This is a genomic window from Silvania sp. (assembly GCF_051656365.1).
Classification (GTDB): Bacteria; Pseudomonadota; Gammaproteobacteria; order Enterobacterales; family Enterobacteriaceae; genus Enterobacter; species Enterobacter hatchlandensis.
The window spans coordinates 15074-30642 of sequence record NZ_JBOGBT010000027.1 but is presented as its reverse complement, the minus strand read 5'-3'; the positions used below and the strand labels follow the sequence as shown (position 1 = coordinate 30642).

Genomic DNA, 15569 nt, shown 5'->3' with positions numbered 1-15569 from the left:
GGTAAAACCGTAAACATGATGGAGCTGATCCGTAACATCGCGATCGAGCACTCCGGTTACTCCGTGTTTGCAGGCGTGGGTGAGCGTACTCGTGAGGGTAACGACTTCTACCACGAAATGACCGACTCCAACGTTCTGGACAAAGTGTCCCTGGTTTATGGCCAGATGAACGAGCCACCAGGAAACCGTCTGCGCGTTGCGCTGACCGGTCTGACCATGGCTGAGAAGTTCCGTGACGAAGGTCGTGACGTACTGCTGTTCGTTGACAACATCTACCGTTATACCCTGGCCGGTACGGAAGTATCTGCACTGCTGGGTCGTATGCCATCAGCGGTAGGCTACCAGCCGACCCTGGCGGAAGAGATGGGTGTTCTGCAGGAACGTATCACCTCTACCAAAACCGGTTCTATCACCTCTGTTCAGGCGGTATACGTACCTGCGGATGACTTGACTGACCCATCTCCAGCAACCACCTTTGCTCACTTAGATGCAACCGTGGTACTGAGCCGTCAGATCGCGTCTCTGGGTATCTACCCGGCCGTTGACCCGCTGGATTCCACCAGCCGTCAGCTGGATCCACTGGTCGTTGGTCAGGAACACTACGACACCGCGCGTGGTGTACAGTCCCTGCTGCAACGTTATCAGGAACTGAAAGACATCATCGCCATCCTGGGTATGGATGAACTGTCTGAAGAAGACAAACTGGTGGTAGCACGCGCACGTAAGATCCAGCGCTTCCTGTCCCAGCCGTTCTTCGTAGCAGAAGTATTTACCGGTTCCCCGGGCAAATATGTTGCGCTGAAAGACACCATCCGTGGCTTTAAAGGCATCATGGAAGGCGAATACGATCACCTGCCGGAGCAGGCGTTCTATATGGTCGGTTCCATTGACGAAGCCGTGGAAAAAGCCAAAAAACTTTAACGCCTTAATCGGAGGGTGATATGGCAATGACATACCACCTGGATGTCGTCAGCGCAGAGCAACAAATGTTCTCTGGTCTGGTCGAAAAAATCCAGGTAACGGGTAGCGAAGGTGAACTGGGTATTTTCCCGGGTCACGCCCCGCTGCTCACCGCCATTAAGCCTGGTATGATCCGCATCGTTAAACAGTTCGGTCATGAAGAGTTTATCTATCTGTCAGGCGGCATTATTGAAGTGCAACCTGGTAGCGTGACCGTACTGGCTGATACCGCAATTCGTGGCCAGGATCTCGACGAAGCGCGAGCTCTGGAAGCGAAGCGTAAAGCAGAAGAGCAGATTAAAAGCTCTCATGGCGACGTGGATTACGCTCAGGCGTCTGCAGAGCTGGCCAAAGCGATCGCGAAACTGCGCGTTATCGAGTTGACCAAAAAAGCGATGTAACACCGGCTTGAAAGCATAAAAGCCAGTCTGGTTCCCAGGCTGGCTTTTTTTATGGCTGCGTTTCATTAATTCCAAAACTGAAAAGGTGTTTTATTTATTTTGTGATTTACATCACAAAAGCTTGATCGGCAAAATGTTCAGGAGTAGACTTCGTTTTGTGATGAATGTCACATAACTGAACGCCAACAACATCAGGATGCCATCATGAAAATTATCAACAAAATCATCGCCCTTTTCAGCAGCATGACGATCTCTTTCGGTACAATCAACCACTAAGTGCTGATATGCCGGGTGGCGCCACGCTTACCGTCGTGTGATAAGCGAAGCGCCTCTCTGGTTACTGGGTTTTCACCTGAGCTTTATCGACCTCTTTCCCTTCCGTATTGACGCTTTTGCCCCCGGCAATAAAGTAATTCGTGTTATCAATCATCCCCACGACTGCATCATCGTACTGTCCTGGCTGGTTACGGATCGACACGTTGCCGGTAAATGTTCCCTGCGTGGTCACATCGCCGTACGGACTTGGGCGGAAGATATAGTTGAAACGCTGGTTATCCACCGCAAGGTTATTCTCAACCACCAGCTTGCCTGGGTTAAAGTTATCGGTGAAGCCATCCAGATGATTGCCCGTCGCTTTGCTGTTGCGGATCTGGTGCGCCACAGGCTGCCCTTCCCCGCCAAGCTTAAAGCCGTTGCTGGTATTATTGCTGGCGACTGAGTTCTCGATCACCACCACGCCGTTCGCACCGTCTTCAATCTTGTTGAACAGGTCAAAGCCGTCATCAATATTGTCGTGCGCATAGCAATTCTCCAGCCGGTTGCCTTCGCCAACCCGCATCTTCACCGCAAAGCCATCAGCATTAATCTTGCCGGGATCCTGGTTGGCATACGATTCGGAATTGATCACCCGGTTATAGCTTGCCCACAGTGGACGGCCAATTTTCTCCGGAGACGATATCTGGATCCCGGTATCGTCGTTGCGATACGCGGTGACCTGTTCAACCAGGTTATGGCTGCCCTGGATACGCAGGCTTTTCTCCGTAACGTCGATTCCCTTGATATGCCAGTAGCTGGCGTCCAGCAGCAGGCCGTGGATCACCACTTTACCGTCCGCCTCCAGCGTTTTCAGCTTATCGGGAGTTCCACTGGCGGTAAGAGGGATCTGGGCGCGGGGATAATCTCCGCTTTTCAGCACCAGCCTACCGCCGGGGGCCAGCAGGGTGATAGCGGTGGCAACGTCCAGTGGTGCAGCAGCTGTGCCTTGCGCATCTGGCTTCCCGTCCGGAGCGGCGTACAGGATATCGGTTTTTCGCTCAGCGATGCGCTCGACGCTGAACTGCTGCGTCACGGGCTCGCCCTGCGTAGGGGTAAAGGTGAGAGCAAAGTGACTGGTCTGCTCCAGGCGAGTTGGCAGAGAATACATCTCGCCTGCTTTCACCGCTTTCGCATTCCCGATCACCACTTCATTTTGCCGCACGTTAAAAGTCCCGTCCTCGTTGGCGCGCGCCTGCAGCAGGTAATCGGCTGACGGGCTGTTGTTGGCGGATGCCAGCTGGACCAGCAGCGGCAATGGCTCTGCTTTCCACGGGGCGGACGCGACGGTGTTGGCGCTGGAGGTGGTCAGCGAGGCATCGGTCACCGTAATTTTGGCATTGCGGGAGGCAAAGAAGCCGACGTAATAGCGATCCTTATTCTGCACTGAAATCAGATCGGCGCGCGGCACGCTCTTGCTCACCCAGCTGTCGCTGCCTACCGGCGCCCATGCGGTGACAAACCCATCGTTAGTGCGCTGCAGCTTCAGGCGGAATTCCGGGGTCTGGCTCAGATCGACCTCTTCCTTATAGCTCTGTTTTTTGATGGCGGCACCGGCATTCCCCCACGGACGGGTGATCCCCTCGCGAGTAATGGCCTGCATCTTCACCCGCTGATGATCCTTTTTATCCTGAGTCATGATGGCGTTCATCACCAGGTTCGAGGCGGCAGGAAACTCTTCGTAACCCGCCTTCAGCGGCTGCTGACGAGGCGTGCCGATAATATCGCGCACCAGCAGCCCGGCCCCTTCCTGTGCGGCAGGTTTGGCACCATTTTCCGGCCCAAACTGATCCACCTTGATATTGGCCTGTAAGACAAAATTCTCCCCGGCCGGCAGTTCGGTATAGAAGAAGGTCAGGCCATCATGGGCGTTGGCGATTTTACCGCCTCGGCTTTCCAGGGTTATGGCTTTGGCCAGATCGACACTCTCTTGCGGCTTCAGCGTTTTTCCGTCGACAGTGACATCGTTAACGCCAATCTTTTCGGGCAGCACGTTGGACGAAAAATTTTCGTCCGTAGACTGACCAAACGCAATGGCCTTCCAGACATGCGGCTGCTCGGCAGCAGTGGCGGCGAAGGTGGTGCACATCATCAGGGCCAGAGGTATTGTAGACTTCATTTTATTCTCCTGAGTAATAATTGAGCGCTATTATCATCAGGTTGAAACATCGTTTCTTTTTCATTTGTCACATAATTAGATAAATAAAACGGCGTTTTGTTTTTATGTGGCTTTATTCATGGAACGAAAAAATGGCTAACACGTTGTGATGGCTGGAGACTTCGCTAAACGGCGCTATATTCCTTATGAAAAGTTATCTATTCTGCTGTAAAAAGTACCGGTAAATAGCCCGTATCAAGCGATGTTGTTCGTTTTACCGCCGCTCCATTTTAGGGCGAAAAATATGTAGAATTTTCAACACCGAAGGGTTCTACTTCTCACTCAAATTACAGTCAGGACGTGTATGTTGAATAATACGATGAGCGTGGTCATTCTTGCCGCAGGCAAAGGCACCCGCATGTATTCCGATCTTCCTAAAGTGCTGCATACCCTGGCAGGGAAAGCGATGGTGCAGCATGTTATTGATGCCGCGAATGAACTTGGCGCCAGCCAGGTCCATCTGGTGTACGGTCACGGTGGCGACCTGCTGAAGCAGACGCTGCGTGACGACAAACTCAACTGGGTCCTGCAGGCTGAACAGCTGGGTACCGGTCACGCCATGCAGCAGGCCTCGCCGTTCTTCTCCGACGATGAAGACATTCTGATGCTCTACGGCGACGTGCCGCTGATCTCCGTTGAGACCCTGGCTCGCCTGCGTGCAGCAAAACCGCAGGGCGGCATTGGGCTGTTGACCGTCAAGCTGGACGATCCAACGGGCTACGGCCGAATCACCCGTGATAACGGCAACGTGACCGGGATTGTCGAGCATAAAGATGCCACCGATGCGCAGCGTGAAATCCAGGAAATTAATACCGGGATCCTGATCGCCAATGGCGCGGACATGAAGCGCTGGCTGGCAAACCTGAACAACAACAATGCGCAGGGTGAATTCTACATCACCGATATTATTGCGATGGCGTATCAGGAAGGCCACGAGATTGCTGCCGTGCATCCGGACCGCTTAAGCGAAGTCGAAGGCGTGAACAACCGTCTGCAGCTGTCCCGTCTGGAGCGCGTTTACCAGTCCGAGCAGGCTGAAAAGCTGCTGCTGGCAGGCGTTATGTTGCGCGATCCGGCACGTTTCGATCTGCGTGGTGTACTCAATCACGGGCGCGATATTGAAATCGATACTAACGTTATTCTTGAAGGTAACGTCACCCTCGGCCACCGCGTGAAGATCGGCGCGGGTTGCGTGATCAAAAACAGCGTGATTGGCGACGATTGCGAGATCAGCGCCTACAGCGTGGTTGAAGATGCAAACCTGGCTGCCGCCTGCACCATTGGGCCGTTTGCTCGCCTGCGTCCTGGCGCGGAGCTGCTGGAAGGCGCGCATGTCGGTAATTTCGTAGAAATGAAAAAAGCGCGTCTGGGTAAGGGCTCGAAAGCGGGTCATCTTACTTACCTGGGCGATGCTGAAATCGGTGACAACGTGAATATCGGCGCCGGTACCATCACCTGTAACTACGATGGTGCTAACAAGTTTAAAACTATCATCGGTAATGACGTGTTTGTCGGTTCCGACAGCCAACTGGTGGCCCCGGTCACCGTGGGCAATGGCGCCACGATTGCCGCAGGTACCACCGTTACGCGCGATGTGGCGGATAACGCGCTGGTCATCAGCCGCGTGCCGCAGGTACAGAAGCCGGGCTGGAAACGCCCGGTGAAAAAGAAGTAACTCATTTATTACCTCTCCCTTTGGGAGAGGTTCCGGGTAGAGGGGATAACATAATCCCCCGCCCAAAGGCAGTATCTAATAAATATAACCCCACTCTCTACAAGGCTCGGGGCGCCCGATAAAACGGGCAAAACAGGTCAGCGACAACACAGGCGTAAAGCCTCTATCTGGAATATAAAACTATGTGTGGAATCGTTGGAGCAGTTGCGCAGCGTGATATTGCTGAAATCCTTCTCGAAGGGTTACGTCGTCTGGAATACCGTGGTTATGACTCTGCCGGTCTGGCAGTGGTCGATGCAGAAGGTCATCTGACCCGCCTGCGTCGCCTCGGTAAAGTGAACATGCTGGCGCAGGCAGCGGAAGACAATCCGCTGCATGGCGGCACAGGTATTGCTCATACTCGCTGGGCAACGCACGGTGAACCTTCAGAAGGCAACGCACACCCGCATGTCTCTGAACACATTGTGGTGGTGCATAACGGCATCATCGAAAACCACGAACCCCTGCGCGCGGAACTGACGGCGCGCGGTTATACCTTCGTTTCTGAAACGGACACTGAAGTGATCGCCCACCTGGTTCACTGGGAACTGGAGCAGGGCGGCACGCTGCGTGAAGCCGTGATGCGTGCGATCCCGCACCTGCGCGGCGCATATGGCACCGTGATCATGGACAGCCGAGACCCGTCCACCCTTCTGGCCGCGCGTTCTGGCAGCCCGATGGTGATCGGTCTGGGGATGGGCGAGAACTTTATCGCCTCCGATCAGCTGGCGCTGCTGCCGGTGACCCGTCGCTTTATCTTCATGGAAGAGGGCGATATCGCCGAAGTGACCCGTCGCGATGTGACCCTGTTTGATAAATCTGGCGAGCAGGTGAAGCGTCAGGATATCGAATCAAGCCTGCAGTACGACGCGGGTGACAAAGGCGCATACCGTCACTACATGCAGAAAGAGATCTACGAGCAGCCGAACGCCATCAAAAATACCCTGACCGGGCGTATCAGCCACGGCGAGGTCGACCTGAGTGAGCTGGGTGCAAACGCCAACGAGATGCTGGCAAACGTAGAGCATATTCAGATTGTTGCCTGCGGCACCTCCTACAACTCCGGTATGGTCTCCCGCTACTGGTTTGAATCGCTGGCAGGCGTGCCGTGCGATGTGGAAATCGCCTCCGAATTCCGCTATCGCAAATCGGCCGTCCGCCGCAACAGCCTGATGATCACCCTGTCCCAGTCCGGTGAAACCGCCGATACTCTGGCGGCGCTGCGTCTGTCTAAAGAGCTGGGCTATCTCGGTTCGCTGGCGATCTGTAACGTGCCGGGTTCGTCTCTGGTGCGTGAATCTGATCTGGCGCTGATGACCAACGCCGGAACCGAAATTGGTGTGGCATCGACCAAAGCCTTTACCACCCAGCTGACAGTATTGCTGATGCTGGTGGCGAAACTGGCACGCCTGAAAGGTCAGGATGCGTCCATCGAGCAGGACATTGTTCACGGTCTGCAGGCGCTGCCGAGCCGTATTGAGCAGATGCTGTCTCAGGACAAACGCATCGAAGCGCTGGCAGAAGATTTCTCTGACAAGCATCACGCCCTGTTCCTCGGTCGTGGCGATCAGTACCCGATCGCGCTGGAAGGCGCGCTGAAGCTCAAAGAGATCTCCTACATCCACGCAGAAGCCTATGCGGCAGGTGAGCTGAAGCACGGCCCGCTGGCGCTGATTGATGCGGATATGCCGGTTATCGTTGTGGCGCCAAACAACGAACTGCTGGAAAAACTGAAATCCAACATTGAAGAAGTGCGCGCACGTGGCGGTCAGCTGTATGTCTTCGCGGACAGCGACGCCGGTTTCACCAGCAACGACAACATGCACATCATTGAGATGCCGCATGTGGAAGAGGTGATTGCGCCAATCTTCTATACCGTTCCGCTGCAGCTGCTGGCGTATCACGTTGCGCTGATCAAGGGCACTGACGTTGACCAGCCGCGTAACCTGGCGAAGTCGGTTACCGTAGAATAATCTCTCCAGACTCCACCTTCGGGTGGAGTTTTTTTATCCCTTCCGTATATGACAATCTGTCATCTTCAGCTATTTTTTCAGTGTCACATAAAGATAATTTTACTGAAAAAAATCCGTCATGTTTAATGCTAACGCGATGATGTTAAACGCTTATTTTGCTGATTTTTTCCTGCAGATTTCTATGTCATAAAACTGTCATAATTCGGACATTTATCTGTCACCTGTTTGTCCTATTTTGCTCATCGTAGCCACTTAAACAATGATTTACGAAATCCTTGCAGGAGACATTATGAAAGTTATGCGTACCACTGTCGCAACTGTTGTCGCCGCGACCTTATCGATGAGCGCTTTCTCTGTATTTGCTGAGGCAAGCCTGACGGGTGCTGGTGCAACCTTCCCTGCGCCGGTGTATGCCAAATGGGCTGATACTTACCAGAAAGAAACAGGTAACAAGGTTAACTACCAGGGTATCGGTTCCTCCGGTGGCGTTAAACAAATTACGGCCAACACCGTTGATTTCGGCGCATCTGACGCTCCTCTGTCTGATGAAAAACTGACGCAGGAAGGCCTGTTCCAGTTCCCGACCGTTATCGGTGGTGTTGTGCTGGCCGTGAATATCCCTGGCCTGAAATCAGGCGAGCTGGTGTTGGACGGCAAAACCCTGGGTGACATTTACCTGGGCAAAATCAAAAAATGGGATGACGAAGCCATCACCAAACTGAACCCTGGCGTGAAGCTGCCTTCGCAGAACATCGCCGTGGTGCGTCGTGCTGACGGCTCCGGTACCTCCTTCGTCTTCACCAGCTACCTGGCGAAAGTGAACGAAGAGTGGAAATCCAAAGTCGGCTCAGGCTCTACCGTTAACTGGCCAACCGGTCTGGGTGGTAAAGGTAACGATGGTATCGCCGCGTTCGTACAGCGTCTGCCTGGCTCAATCGGCTACGTAGAATACGCATACGCCAAGCAGAACAACCTGGCCTACACCAAACTTATCTCTGCAGATGGTAAGCCGGTAAGCCCGACGGAAGAGAGCTTCGCTAACGCCGCTAAAGGCGCTGACTGGAGCAAATCTTTCGCCCAGGATCTGACTAACCAGAAGGGTGACGAGGCATGGCCAATCACCTCTACCACCTTCATCCTGGTGCACAAAGATCAGAAGAAACCTGAGCAGGGTACTGAAGTGCTGAAGTTCTTCGACTGGGCATACAAAAATGGCGGCAAACAGGCTAATGACCTGGACTACGCCAGCCTGCCGGACAGCGTGGTTGAGCAGATTCGTGCTGCATGGAAAACCAACGTTAAAGACAGCAGCGGTAAGGCATTGTATTAATTTAGCATTCTGACGAAAATAGCGGGTAGCGCCTGGCGCACCCGCTAACTTCGTAAACGCGATTAACAGAAGAGTAACTTATGGCTGCAACCAAGCCTGCATTTAACCCTCCGGGTAAAAAAGGTGACATGATTTTCAGCGCGCTGGTAAAACTGGCTGCGCTGATTGTGCTATTGCTGCTGGGCGGCATTATCGTGTCCTTGATTTTCTCCTCCTGGCCGAGCATCCAGAAATTTGGTTTCTCCTTCCTGTGGACCAAGGAATGGGATGCCCCGAACGATATCTACGGTGCACTGGTGCCGATTTACGGCACGCTGGTAACCTCGTTTATCGCCCTGCTGATTGCCGTGCCGGTCAGCTTTGGTATCGCCCTGTTCCTGACTGAACTGGCACCGAACTGGCTGAAGCGTCCGCTGGGCATCGCCATCGAACTGCTGGCGGCCATCCCGAGTATCGTTTACGGCATGTGGGGCCTGTTTATCTTTGCGCCACTGTTTGCAACTTACTTCCAGGAGCCGGTAGGCAACGTCCTGTCGAATATTCCGTTTGTGGGCGCGCTCTTTTCCGGTCCGGCATTCGGTATCGGGATCCTGGCTGCAGGTGTGATCCTGGCCATCATGATTATTCCCTACATTGCGGCGGTAATGCGCGATGTCTTCGAACAAACTCCGGTGATGATGAAAGAGTCGGCCTACGGTATCGGCTGCACCACCTGGGAGGTTATCTGGCGTATCGTCCTGCCGTTTACCCGCAACGGGGTGATTGGCGGCGTGATGCTGGGTCTGGGCCGCGCGCTGGGCGAAACCATGGCGGTCACCTTTATCATCGGTAACACCTACCAGCTCGACAGTGCCTCCCTCTACATGCCGGGTAATAGCATCACCTCGGCGCTGGCTAACGAATTCGCCGAAGCGGAATCGGGCCTGCACGTTGCGGCACTGATGGAACTGGGCTTAATTCTGTTTGTTATCACCTTCATCGTTCTGGCGATCTCTAAAGTGATGATCATGCGCCTGGCCAAAAATGAGGGGGCACGCTAATGGCGACGCTCGAAATGCAAAACACCGCCGAGCTGGCAGAATCTCGCCGCAAAATGCAGGCGAAGCGCCGCTTTAAAAACCGCCTTGCGTTGAGCCTCTCGATGGCAACGATGGCGTTTGGCCTGTTCTGGCTTATCTGGATCCTGTTCTCCACGGTGACCCGCGGTATCGACGGTATGTCGCTGGCGCTGTTCACCGAAATGACTCCACCGCCAAATACAGCGGGTGGCGGCCTGGCGAACGCCCTGGCGGGCAGCGGCCTGCTGATCCTGTGGGCGACCGTTTTTGGTACCCCACTGGGCATCATGGCGGGTATTTATCTGGCGGAATATGGCCGCAAGTCGTGGGTCGCAGAAGTGATCCGCTTCATTAACGACATTCTGCTTTCTGCCCCGTCTATCGTGGTCGGTCTGTTTGTTTACACCATCGTGGTGGCGCAGATGGAGCACTTCTCCGGTTGGGCGGGGGTGATTGCGCTGGCGCTGCTGCAGGTACCTATCGTTATCCGTACCACCGAGAACATGCTGAAACTGGTGCCGGATAGCCTGCGTGAAGCAGCCTACGCGTTGGGTACGCCGAAGTGGAAGATGATTTCCGCCATCACTCTGAAGGCCTCGGTCTCTGGGATCCTGACAGGTGTGCTGCTGGCCATTGCCCGTATCGCAGGTGAAACGGCCCCGCTGCTCTTTACCGCGCTCTCCAATCAGTTCTGGAGCACGGACATGATGCAGCCGATCGCCAACCTGCCGGTGACCATCTTTAAATTTGCAATGAGCCCGTTTGCCGAATGGCAGTCACTGGCCTGGGCCGGGGTGCTGATTATTACCCTGTGTGTATTGTTACTGAACATTCTGGCGCGCGTTATTTTCGCGAAGAAGAAACACGGTTAATTATTGACGGCGTGGCACTCTGCGGCGCCGGATGAGGAAATGAGTCAATGAGTATGGTTGATACTGCCCCAGGTATTCTTTCGGTTCGTGATTTGAACTTTTACTATGGCAAATTCCATGCCCTGAAAAACATCAACCTGGATATCGCCAAGAACCAGGTGACAGCCTTTATCGGGCCTTCAGGCTGTGGTAAATCCACCCTGCTGCGTACCTTTAACAAAATGTATTCGCTGTATCCTGAGCAGCGCGCCGAAGGCGAAATCCTGCTTGATGGCGATAACATTCTCACCAATACCCAGGATATCGCGCTGCTGCGTGCGAAGGTGGGCATGGTGTTCCAGAAGCCGACGCCATTCCCGATGTCCATTTATGACAATATCGCCTTTGGTGTACGCCTGTTCGAGAAGCTCTCCCGTACTGATATGGATGAGCGCGTGCAGTGGGCCTTGACCAAGGCCGCATTATGGAACGAAACCAAAGATAAACTTCACCAGAGCGGATACTCTCTCTCCGGTGGTCAACAGCAGCGTCTGTGCATTGCGCGTGGCATCGCCATTCGACCGGAAGTGCTGCTGCTGGATGAACCTTGTTCAGCCCTGGATCCCATCTCCACCGGGCGTATCGAAGAGCTGATCACGGAGCTGAAAGCGGATTACACCGTGGTGATCGTGACCCACAACATGCAGCAGGCTGCGCGTTGTTCCGACCACACCGCGTTTATGTACCTGGGCGAGTTGATTGAGTTCAGTAAAACGGACGATCTGTTCACCAAGCCCGCGAAAAAGCAAACGGAAGACTATATTACTGGCCGCTACGGTTGATTTGGAGTTAACCATGGACAACCTCAATCTTAATAAACACATTTCCGGCCAGTTCAACGCAGAGCTGGAAAGCATCCGCACCCAGGTGATGACCATGGGCGGAATGGTAGAGCAGCAGCTTTCTGATGCGATCACCGCGATGCATAACCAGGACAGCGAGCTGGCAAAGCGCGTGGTAGAGGGCGATAAAAACGTCAACATGATGGAAGTCGCCATTGACGAAGCCTGCGTGCGGATCATCGCCAAACGCCAGCCAACGGCGAGCGACCTGCGCCTGGTGATGGCGATCATCAAAACTATCGCCGAGCTGGAACGTATTGGCGACGTGGCGGACAAAATTTGCCGCACCGCGCTGGAGAAATTTTCTCAGCAACACCAGCCGCTGCTGGTGAGCCTGGAATCGCTAGGTCGCCACACCGTGCAGATGCTGCACGATGTGCTGGATGCCTTTGCGCGGATGGATCTGGACGAAGCGGTGCGTATCTACCGTGAGGACAAGAAAGTCGACCAGGAGTATGAAGGCATTGTGCGTCAACTGATGACCTACATGATGGAAGACACTCGTACCATTCCAAGCGTACTGACCGCCCTGTTCTGCGCCCGCTCAATCGAACGTATCGGTGACCGCTGCCAGAACATTTGCGAATACATCTTCTACTTCGTGAAAGGACAGGATTTCCGTCACGTTGGCGGTGATGAGCTGGACAAAATGCTCGCGGGTAAAGATCCGAAAGAGTAATATCATTCATAACGCCAGTTATGCTGGCGTTATATTTATCCTATCAATATATCCCGCGCATGTTGACAATTAATTAAGATATCAGTCACATTTCACTCAGCCCTGCATTGTTTTTAATCTCAGTCTGAAATAAAACATTCCAACGCCAAAAAGTCATTTTATTCAATTTATTCGATGGCGTAACAGCGTTAAATAGTGGATTGCTACCGTAATCATGCGGGCAAAACCTGAAAGAGACGGCCTTCTCAAGAAGAGACGTCTTTTTCAGGTTTTTTTTTGCCTATAACTGTTAAAGGATGAACAAGATGACATTAGCCGGGGAAATAGTGGCTGGGGTTGGCGGGAGAGATAACATCGTGAGCCTGATGCACTGCGCGACGCGCTTACGGTTTAAATTAAAAGACAGCAGTAAAGCGAACGCTGAAGTATTAAAAAACACACCCGGAATTATTATGGTCGTCGAACACGGCGGTCAATTTCAGGTTGTTATTGGAAACCATGTTCACGATATTTATAACGCCGTAAATGCGATTGTCGGCGAAAAAACGCCCGCGACAGCGGATGCGGAAAAAGGCTCTCTGTTCAATCGCTTTGTGTATGTCATTTCGAGCATTTTTACCCCCCTTATCGGCTTACTGGCGGCGACCGGTATCCTTAAAGGCTGCCTCGCCGTCGCCACGACATTGAACGTGTTAAGCGAGCAGAGCGGAACCTATTTAGTCCTGTTCAGCGCCAGCGATGCACTGTTTTATTTCTTCCCGATAATCCTCGGCTATACCGCCGGAAAGCAGTTTGGCGGCAACCCGTTCGTGACCATGATTATTGGCGGCGCGCTGGTGCATCCGGTGGTGCTAAAGGCACTGGGCGAGTCTGGCGGCACCGCATTTGATTTTATGGGCATTCCGCTGACCTTTATCAACTACACCTCTTCGGTTATCCCAATCATTTTTTCCGCCTGGCTGTGCAGTTTGCTGGAGAGAAAGCTCAATGCGTGGCTGCCGTCAGCGGTCAAAAACTTTTTCTCGCCGCTGCTGTGCCTGATGGTGATTACCCCGCTGACCTTTATGGTGGTGGGGCCGGTATCCACCTGGATAAGCGGGCTGATAGCACAAGGTTATCTGTTCATCTATACCGCCGCACCCGGGTTTGCAGGCGCATTGATGGGCGGTCTGTGGCAGGTATTTGTGATGTTCGGTCTGCACTGGGGGCTGGTGCCGCTGTGCATCAACAACTTCACGGTGCTGGGTTACGACACCATGATGCCTCTGCTGGTGCCGGCGATTCTGGCGCAGGTGGGTGCCGCGCTGGCGATCTGCCTGCGTGAACGCGATCGGCAAAAACGCGCGGTGGCAGGATCTGCGGCAGTCACCGGGCTATTTGGTATCACCGAGCCCGCCGTTTACGGCGTCAATTTACCGCGTAAATATCCGTTCGTTATTGCCTGCATCAGCGGCGCAGCAGGCGGCGCCGTTATTGGTTTTGCCCAGACTAAAGTCTATTCCTTTGGGATACCGAGCATCTTCACTTTTATGCAAACGATCCCCTCTACCGGCGTCGATTATACCGTCTGGGCCTGTATTACCGGTGCGGTTATTTCTATCGTCATGGCGTTTGTTATTACCGTTCTGTTTAGTTTTATTTCAGCCAGAAAATCCTCTGCCGTTTTATAACAACCATTAAAGGGAATATTATTATGTTCAGGAGAAACATCCTCACCTCTGTCATTTTAGTGATGACACCTTTTTGCTATGCCGGGTCACAATCATTAACCGTGGAGCAACGCCTCGCATCTCTCGAGCAAGCATTAAAAGAGACCCAGGGCGAGCTTCAACAATATAAGGATAAAGAGCTCGCCAAAACGCAGGTCGTCAGCCCAGCGAAAAAACCGGATGCAGTGCTGGTGAAAACCGATAACGCTAATGGGGATGTTTATTCTTCCATCACCATGAAAGATTTCAGTAAATTTGTGAAAGATGAAATCGGCTTTAGCTATAACGGCTACTATCGCTCCGGCTGGGGAACGGCCTCACACGGCTCGCCAAAATCCTGGGCGATCGGCTCACTGGGTCGACTCGGGAATGAGTACTCCGGCTGGTTCGATTTGCAGCTTAAACAGCGGGTCTGGCAGGAGGGCAATAAGCGCGTCGATGCCATTGTGATGCTGGATGGCAACGTCGGCCAGCAGTACTCCACCGGCTGGTTTGGTGATAATGCGGGCGGCGAAAACTATATGCAGTTTTCCGATATGTACGTGACGACGCAGGGCTTCCTGCCGTTTGCCCCGGAAGCGGACTTCTGGGTCGGCAAACACGGCGCGCCAAAAATCGAGATCCAGATGCTGGACTGGAAAACACAGCGTACCGACGCTGCGGCCGGGATCGGGCTGGAAAACTGGAAAGTGGGGCCAGGTAAGATCGATATCGCGCTGGTACGTGAGGATGTTGACGACTACGACCGTGCCCTGCAAAACAAACAGCAAATCAATACCAATACCATCGATCTGCGCTACAAGGATCTACCGCTGTGGGATAAAGCCACGCTGATGGTTAGCGGGCGCTACGTCGCGGCAAACCAGAGCTCGAGCGAGAAATATAACCAGCAGAACAACGACTATTACCAGTGGAAAGACACCTGGATGGTTGGCACCTCGTTGACGCAAAAATTTGATACCGGTGGCTTCAATGAGTTCTCGGTGCTGTTGGCCAATAACTCCATTGCGAGCAGCTTCTCACGCTATGCGGGCTCCAGTCCGTTCACCACCTTCAACGGCAAATATTACGGCGATCACACCAACGGCACGGCGGTACGTCTGACCTCGCAGGGGGAGATGTACCTCAACGACCGGGTTATTGTCGCCAATGCGTTGGTTTACTCCTTCGGCAATGATGTCTACAGCTATGAAACGGGGGCACATTCCGACTTTGAGTCCATTCGTGCCGTCGTTCGCCCGGCTTATATCTGGGATCAATATAACCAGACCGGCGTAGAGCTGGGGTATTTCAAACAGCAGAACACCGATCTCAGCGGAGAGAAATATGACGAGTCCGGTTACAAAACAACGCTGTTCCACACCTTTAAAGTTAACACCAGCATGTTGACCTCTCGCCCGGAAATCCGTTTCTACGCAACTTACATCAAAGCAGAAGACACCGAGCTGGATGACTTCACGTTCGAAGATCAGAAAAATGACCAGTTTGCGGTAGGTGCGCAGGCTGAAATCTGGTGGTAACC

The 15569-nt window shown here is 53.4% G+C and carries 11 protein-coding genes and 1 pseudogene; 11 read left to right on the top strand and 1 reads right to left on the bottom strand.

Translation table 11 applies throughout. The features are described 5' to 3' along the window. Both atpD and ACRDD5_RS05085 read left to right on the top strand, forming a co-directional pair. Positions 1–921: F0F1 ATP synthase subunit beta (gene atpD / locus ACRDD5_RS05090; RefSeq protein ID WP_438676109.1), on the top strand; the 921-nt coding region annotated here is incomplete at its 5' end. A 20-nt stretch (positions 922–941) separates the two neighbouring features. Continuing rightward, positions 942–1361 carry a F0F1 ATP synthase subunit epsilon gene (locus tag ACRDD5_RS05085; protein WP_271266139.1) on the top strand — a complete coding sequence of 140 codons (420 nt, stop codon included), beginning with the start codon at positions 942–944 and terminating at the stop codon, positions 1359–1361. A gap of 337 nt (positions 1362–1698) precedes the next feature. Here the strand turns inward: ACRDD5_RS05085 and ACRDD5_RS05080 are convergent, their stop codons facing one another. Further along, a complete protein-coding gene (locus ACRDD5_RS05080) occupies positions 1699–3792 on the bottom strand; it encodes a right-handed parallel beta-helix repeat-containing protein (RefSeq protein WP_438676108.1) in 2094 nt (697 codons plus the stop codon). 343 nt (positions 3793–4135) lie between these two features. Here ACRDD5_RS05080 and glmU point away from each other — a divergent pair, with 343 nt between their 5' ends. The 9 genes and pseudogenes from glmU (at position 4136) to ACRDD5_RS05035 (ending at position 15567) form a co-directional block, all read left to right on the top strand. Next, positions 4136–5506, top strand: coding sequence for a bifunctional UDP-N-acetylglucosamine diphosphorylase/glucosamine-1-phosphate N-acetyltransferase GlmU (gene glmU / locus ACRDD5_RS05075; protein ID WP_438676107.1), 1371 nt, complete (start codon positions 4136–4138; stop codon positions 5504–5506). 182 nt (positions 5507–5688) lie between these two features. Next, positions 5689–7518: a glutamine--fructose-6-phosphate transaminase (isomerizing) gene (glmS, locus tag ACRDD5_RS05070; protein WP_271283071.1), complete on the top strand. Its 1830-nt coding sequence runs from the start codon at positions 5689–5691 to the stop codon at positions 7516–7518. Between the two features lie 289 nt (positions 7519–7807). After that, the gene (pstS, locus tag ACRDD5_RS05065) at positions 7808–8848 is read left to right on the top strand and encodes a phosphate ABC transporter substrate-binding protein PstS (RefSeq protein WP_271283070.1); all 1041 of its coding nucleotides are present in this window, start codon (positions 7808–7810) and stop codon (positions 8846–8848) included. Positions 8849–8928: 80 nt separating this feature from the next. Further along, positions 8929–9888 (top strand): phosphate ABC transporter permease PstC, encoded by a 960-nt coding sequence (pstC, locus tag ACRDD5_RS05060; RefSeq protein ID WP_271283069.1) that lies wholly within the window; start codon positions 8929–8931, stop codon positions 9886–9888. After that, the gene (gene pstA / locus ACRDD5_RS05055; RefSeq protein WP_271283068.1) at positions 9888–10778 is read left to right on the top strand and encodes a phosphate ABC transporter permease PstA; all 891 of its coding nucleotides are present in this window, start codon (positions 9888–9890) and stop codon (positions 10776–10778) included. Before pstC ends, pstA begins: the two co-directional genes overlap by 1 nt. A 47-nt stretch (positions 10779–10825) precedes the next feature. Beyond that, positions 10826–11599, top strand: coding sequence for a phosphate ABC transporter ATP-binding protein PstB (pstB, locus tag ACRDD5_RS05050; RefSeq protein WP_271283067.1), 774 nt, complete (start codon positions 10826–10828; stop codon positions 11597–11599). A gap of 13 nt (positions 11600–11612) precedes the next feature. Further along, complete coding sequence (phoU, locus tag ACRDD5_RS05045) at positions 11613–12338, top strand: phosphate signaling complex protein PhoU (protein ID WP_039032224.1); 726 nt, start codon at positions 11613–11615, stop codon at positions 12336–12338. 305 nt (positions 12339–12643) lie between these two features. Next, positions 12644–13999, top strand: a pseudogene (locus ACRDD5_RS05040) (PTS transporter subunit EIIC); the annotation flags it as partial. A 32-nt stretch (positions 14000–14031) separates the two neighbouring features. Continuing rightward, positions 14032–15567 (top strand): carbohydrate porin, encoded by a 1536-nt coding sequence (locus tag ACRDD5_RS05035; protein WP_438676106.1) that lies wholly within the window; start codon positions 14032–14034, stop codon positions 15565–15567. The last annotated feature ends 2 nt before the right edge of the window (positions 15568–15569 follow it).

What these genes read in the sequence shown, in the direction of transcription:
- ACRDD5_RS05085 (WP_271266139.1), top strand. Translation starts at nt 942, where the DNA reads ATGGCAATGACATACCACCTGGATGTCGTCAGCGCAGAGCAACAAATG.
- ACRDD5_RS05080 (WP_438676108.1), bottom strand. Translation starts at nt 3,792, where the DNA reads ATGAAGTCTACAATACCTCTGGCCCTGATGATGTGCACCACCTTCGCC.
- glmU (WP_438676107.1), top strand. Translation starts at nt 4,136, where the DNA reads ATGTTGAATAATACGATGAGCGTGGTCATTCTTGCCGCAGGCAAAGGC.
- glmS (WP_271283071.1), top strand. Translation starts at nt 5,689, where the DNA reads ATGTGTGGAATCGTTGGAGCAGTTGCGCAGCGTGATATTGCTGAAATC.
- pstS (WP_271283070.1), top strand. Translation starts at nt 7,808, where the DNA reads ATGAAAGTTATGCGTACCACTGTCGCAACTGTTGTCGCCGCGACCTTA.
- pstC (WP_271283069.1), top strand. Translation starts at nt 8,929, where the DNA reads ATGGCTGCAACCAAGCCTGCATTTAACCCTCCGGGTAAAAAAGGTGAC.
- pstA (WP_271283068.1), top strand. Translation starts at nt 9,888, where the DNA reads ATGGCGACGCTCGAAATGCAAAACACCGCCGAGCTGGCAGAATCTCGC.
- pstB (WP_271283067.1), top strand. Translation starts at nt 10,826, where the DNA reads ATGAGTATGGTTGATACTGCCCCAGGTATTCTTTCGGTTCGTGATTTG.
- phoU (WP_039032224.1), top strand. Translation starts at nt 11,613, where the DNA reads ATGGACAACCTCAATCTTAATAAACACATTTCCGGCCAGTTCAACGCA.
- ACRDD5_RS05035 (WP_438676106.1), top strand. Translation starts at nt 14,032, where the DNA reads ATGTTCAGGAGAAACATCCTCACCTCTGTCATTTTAGTGATGACACCT.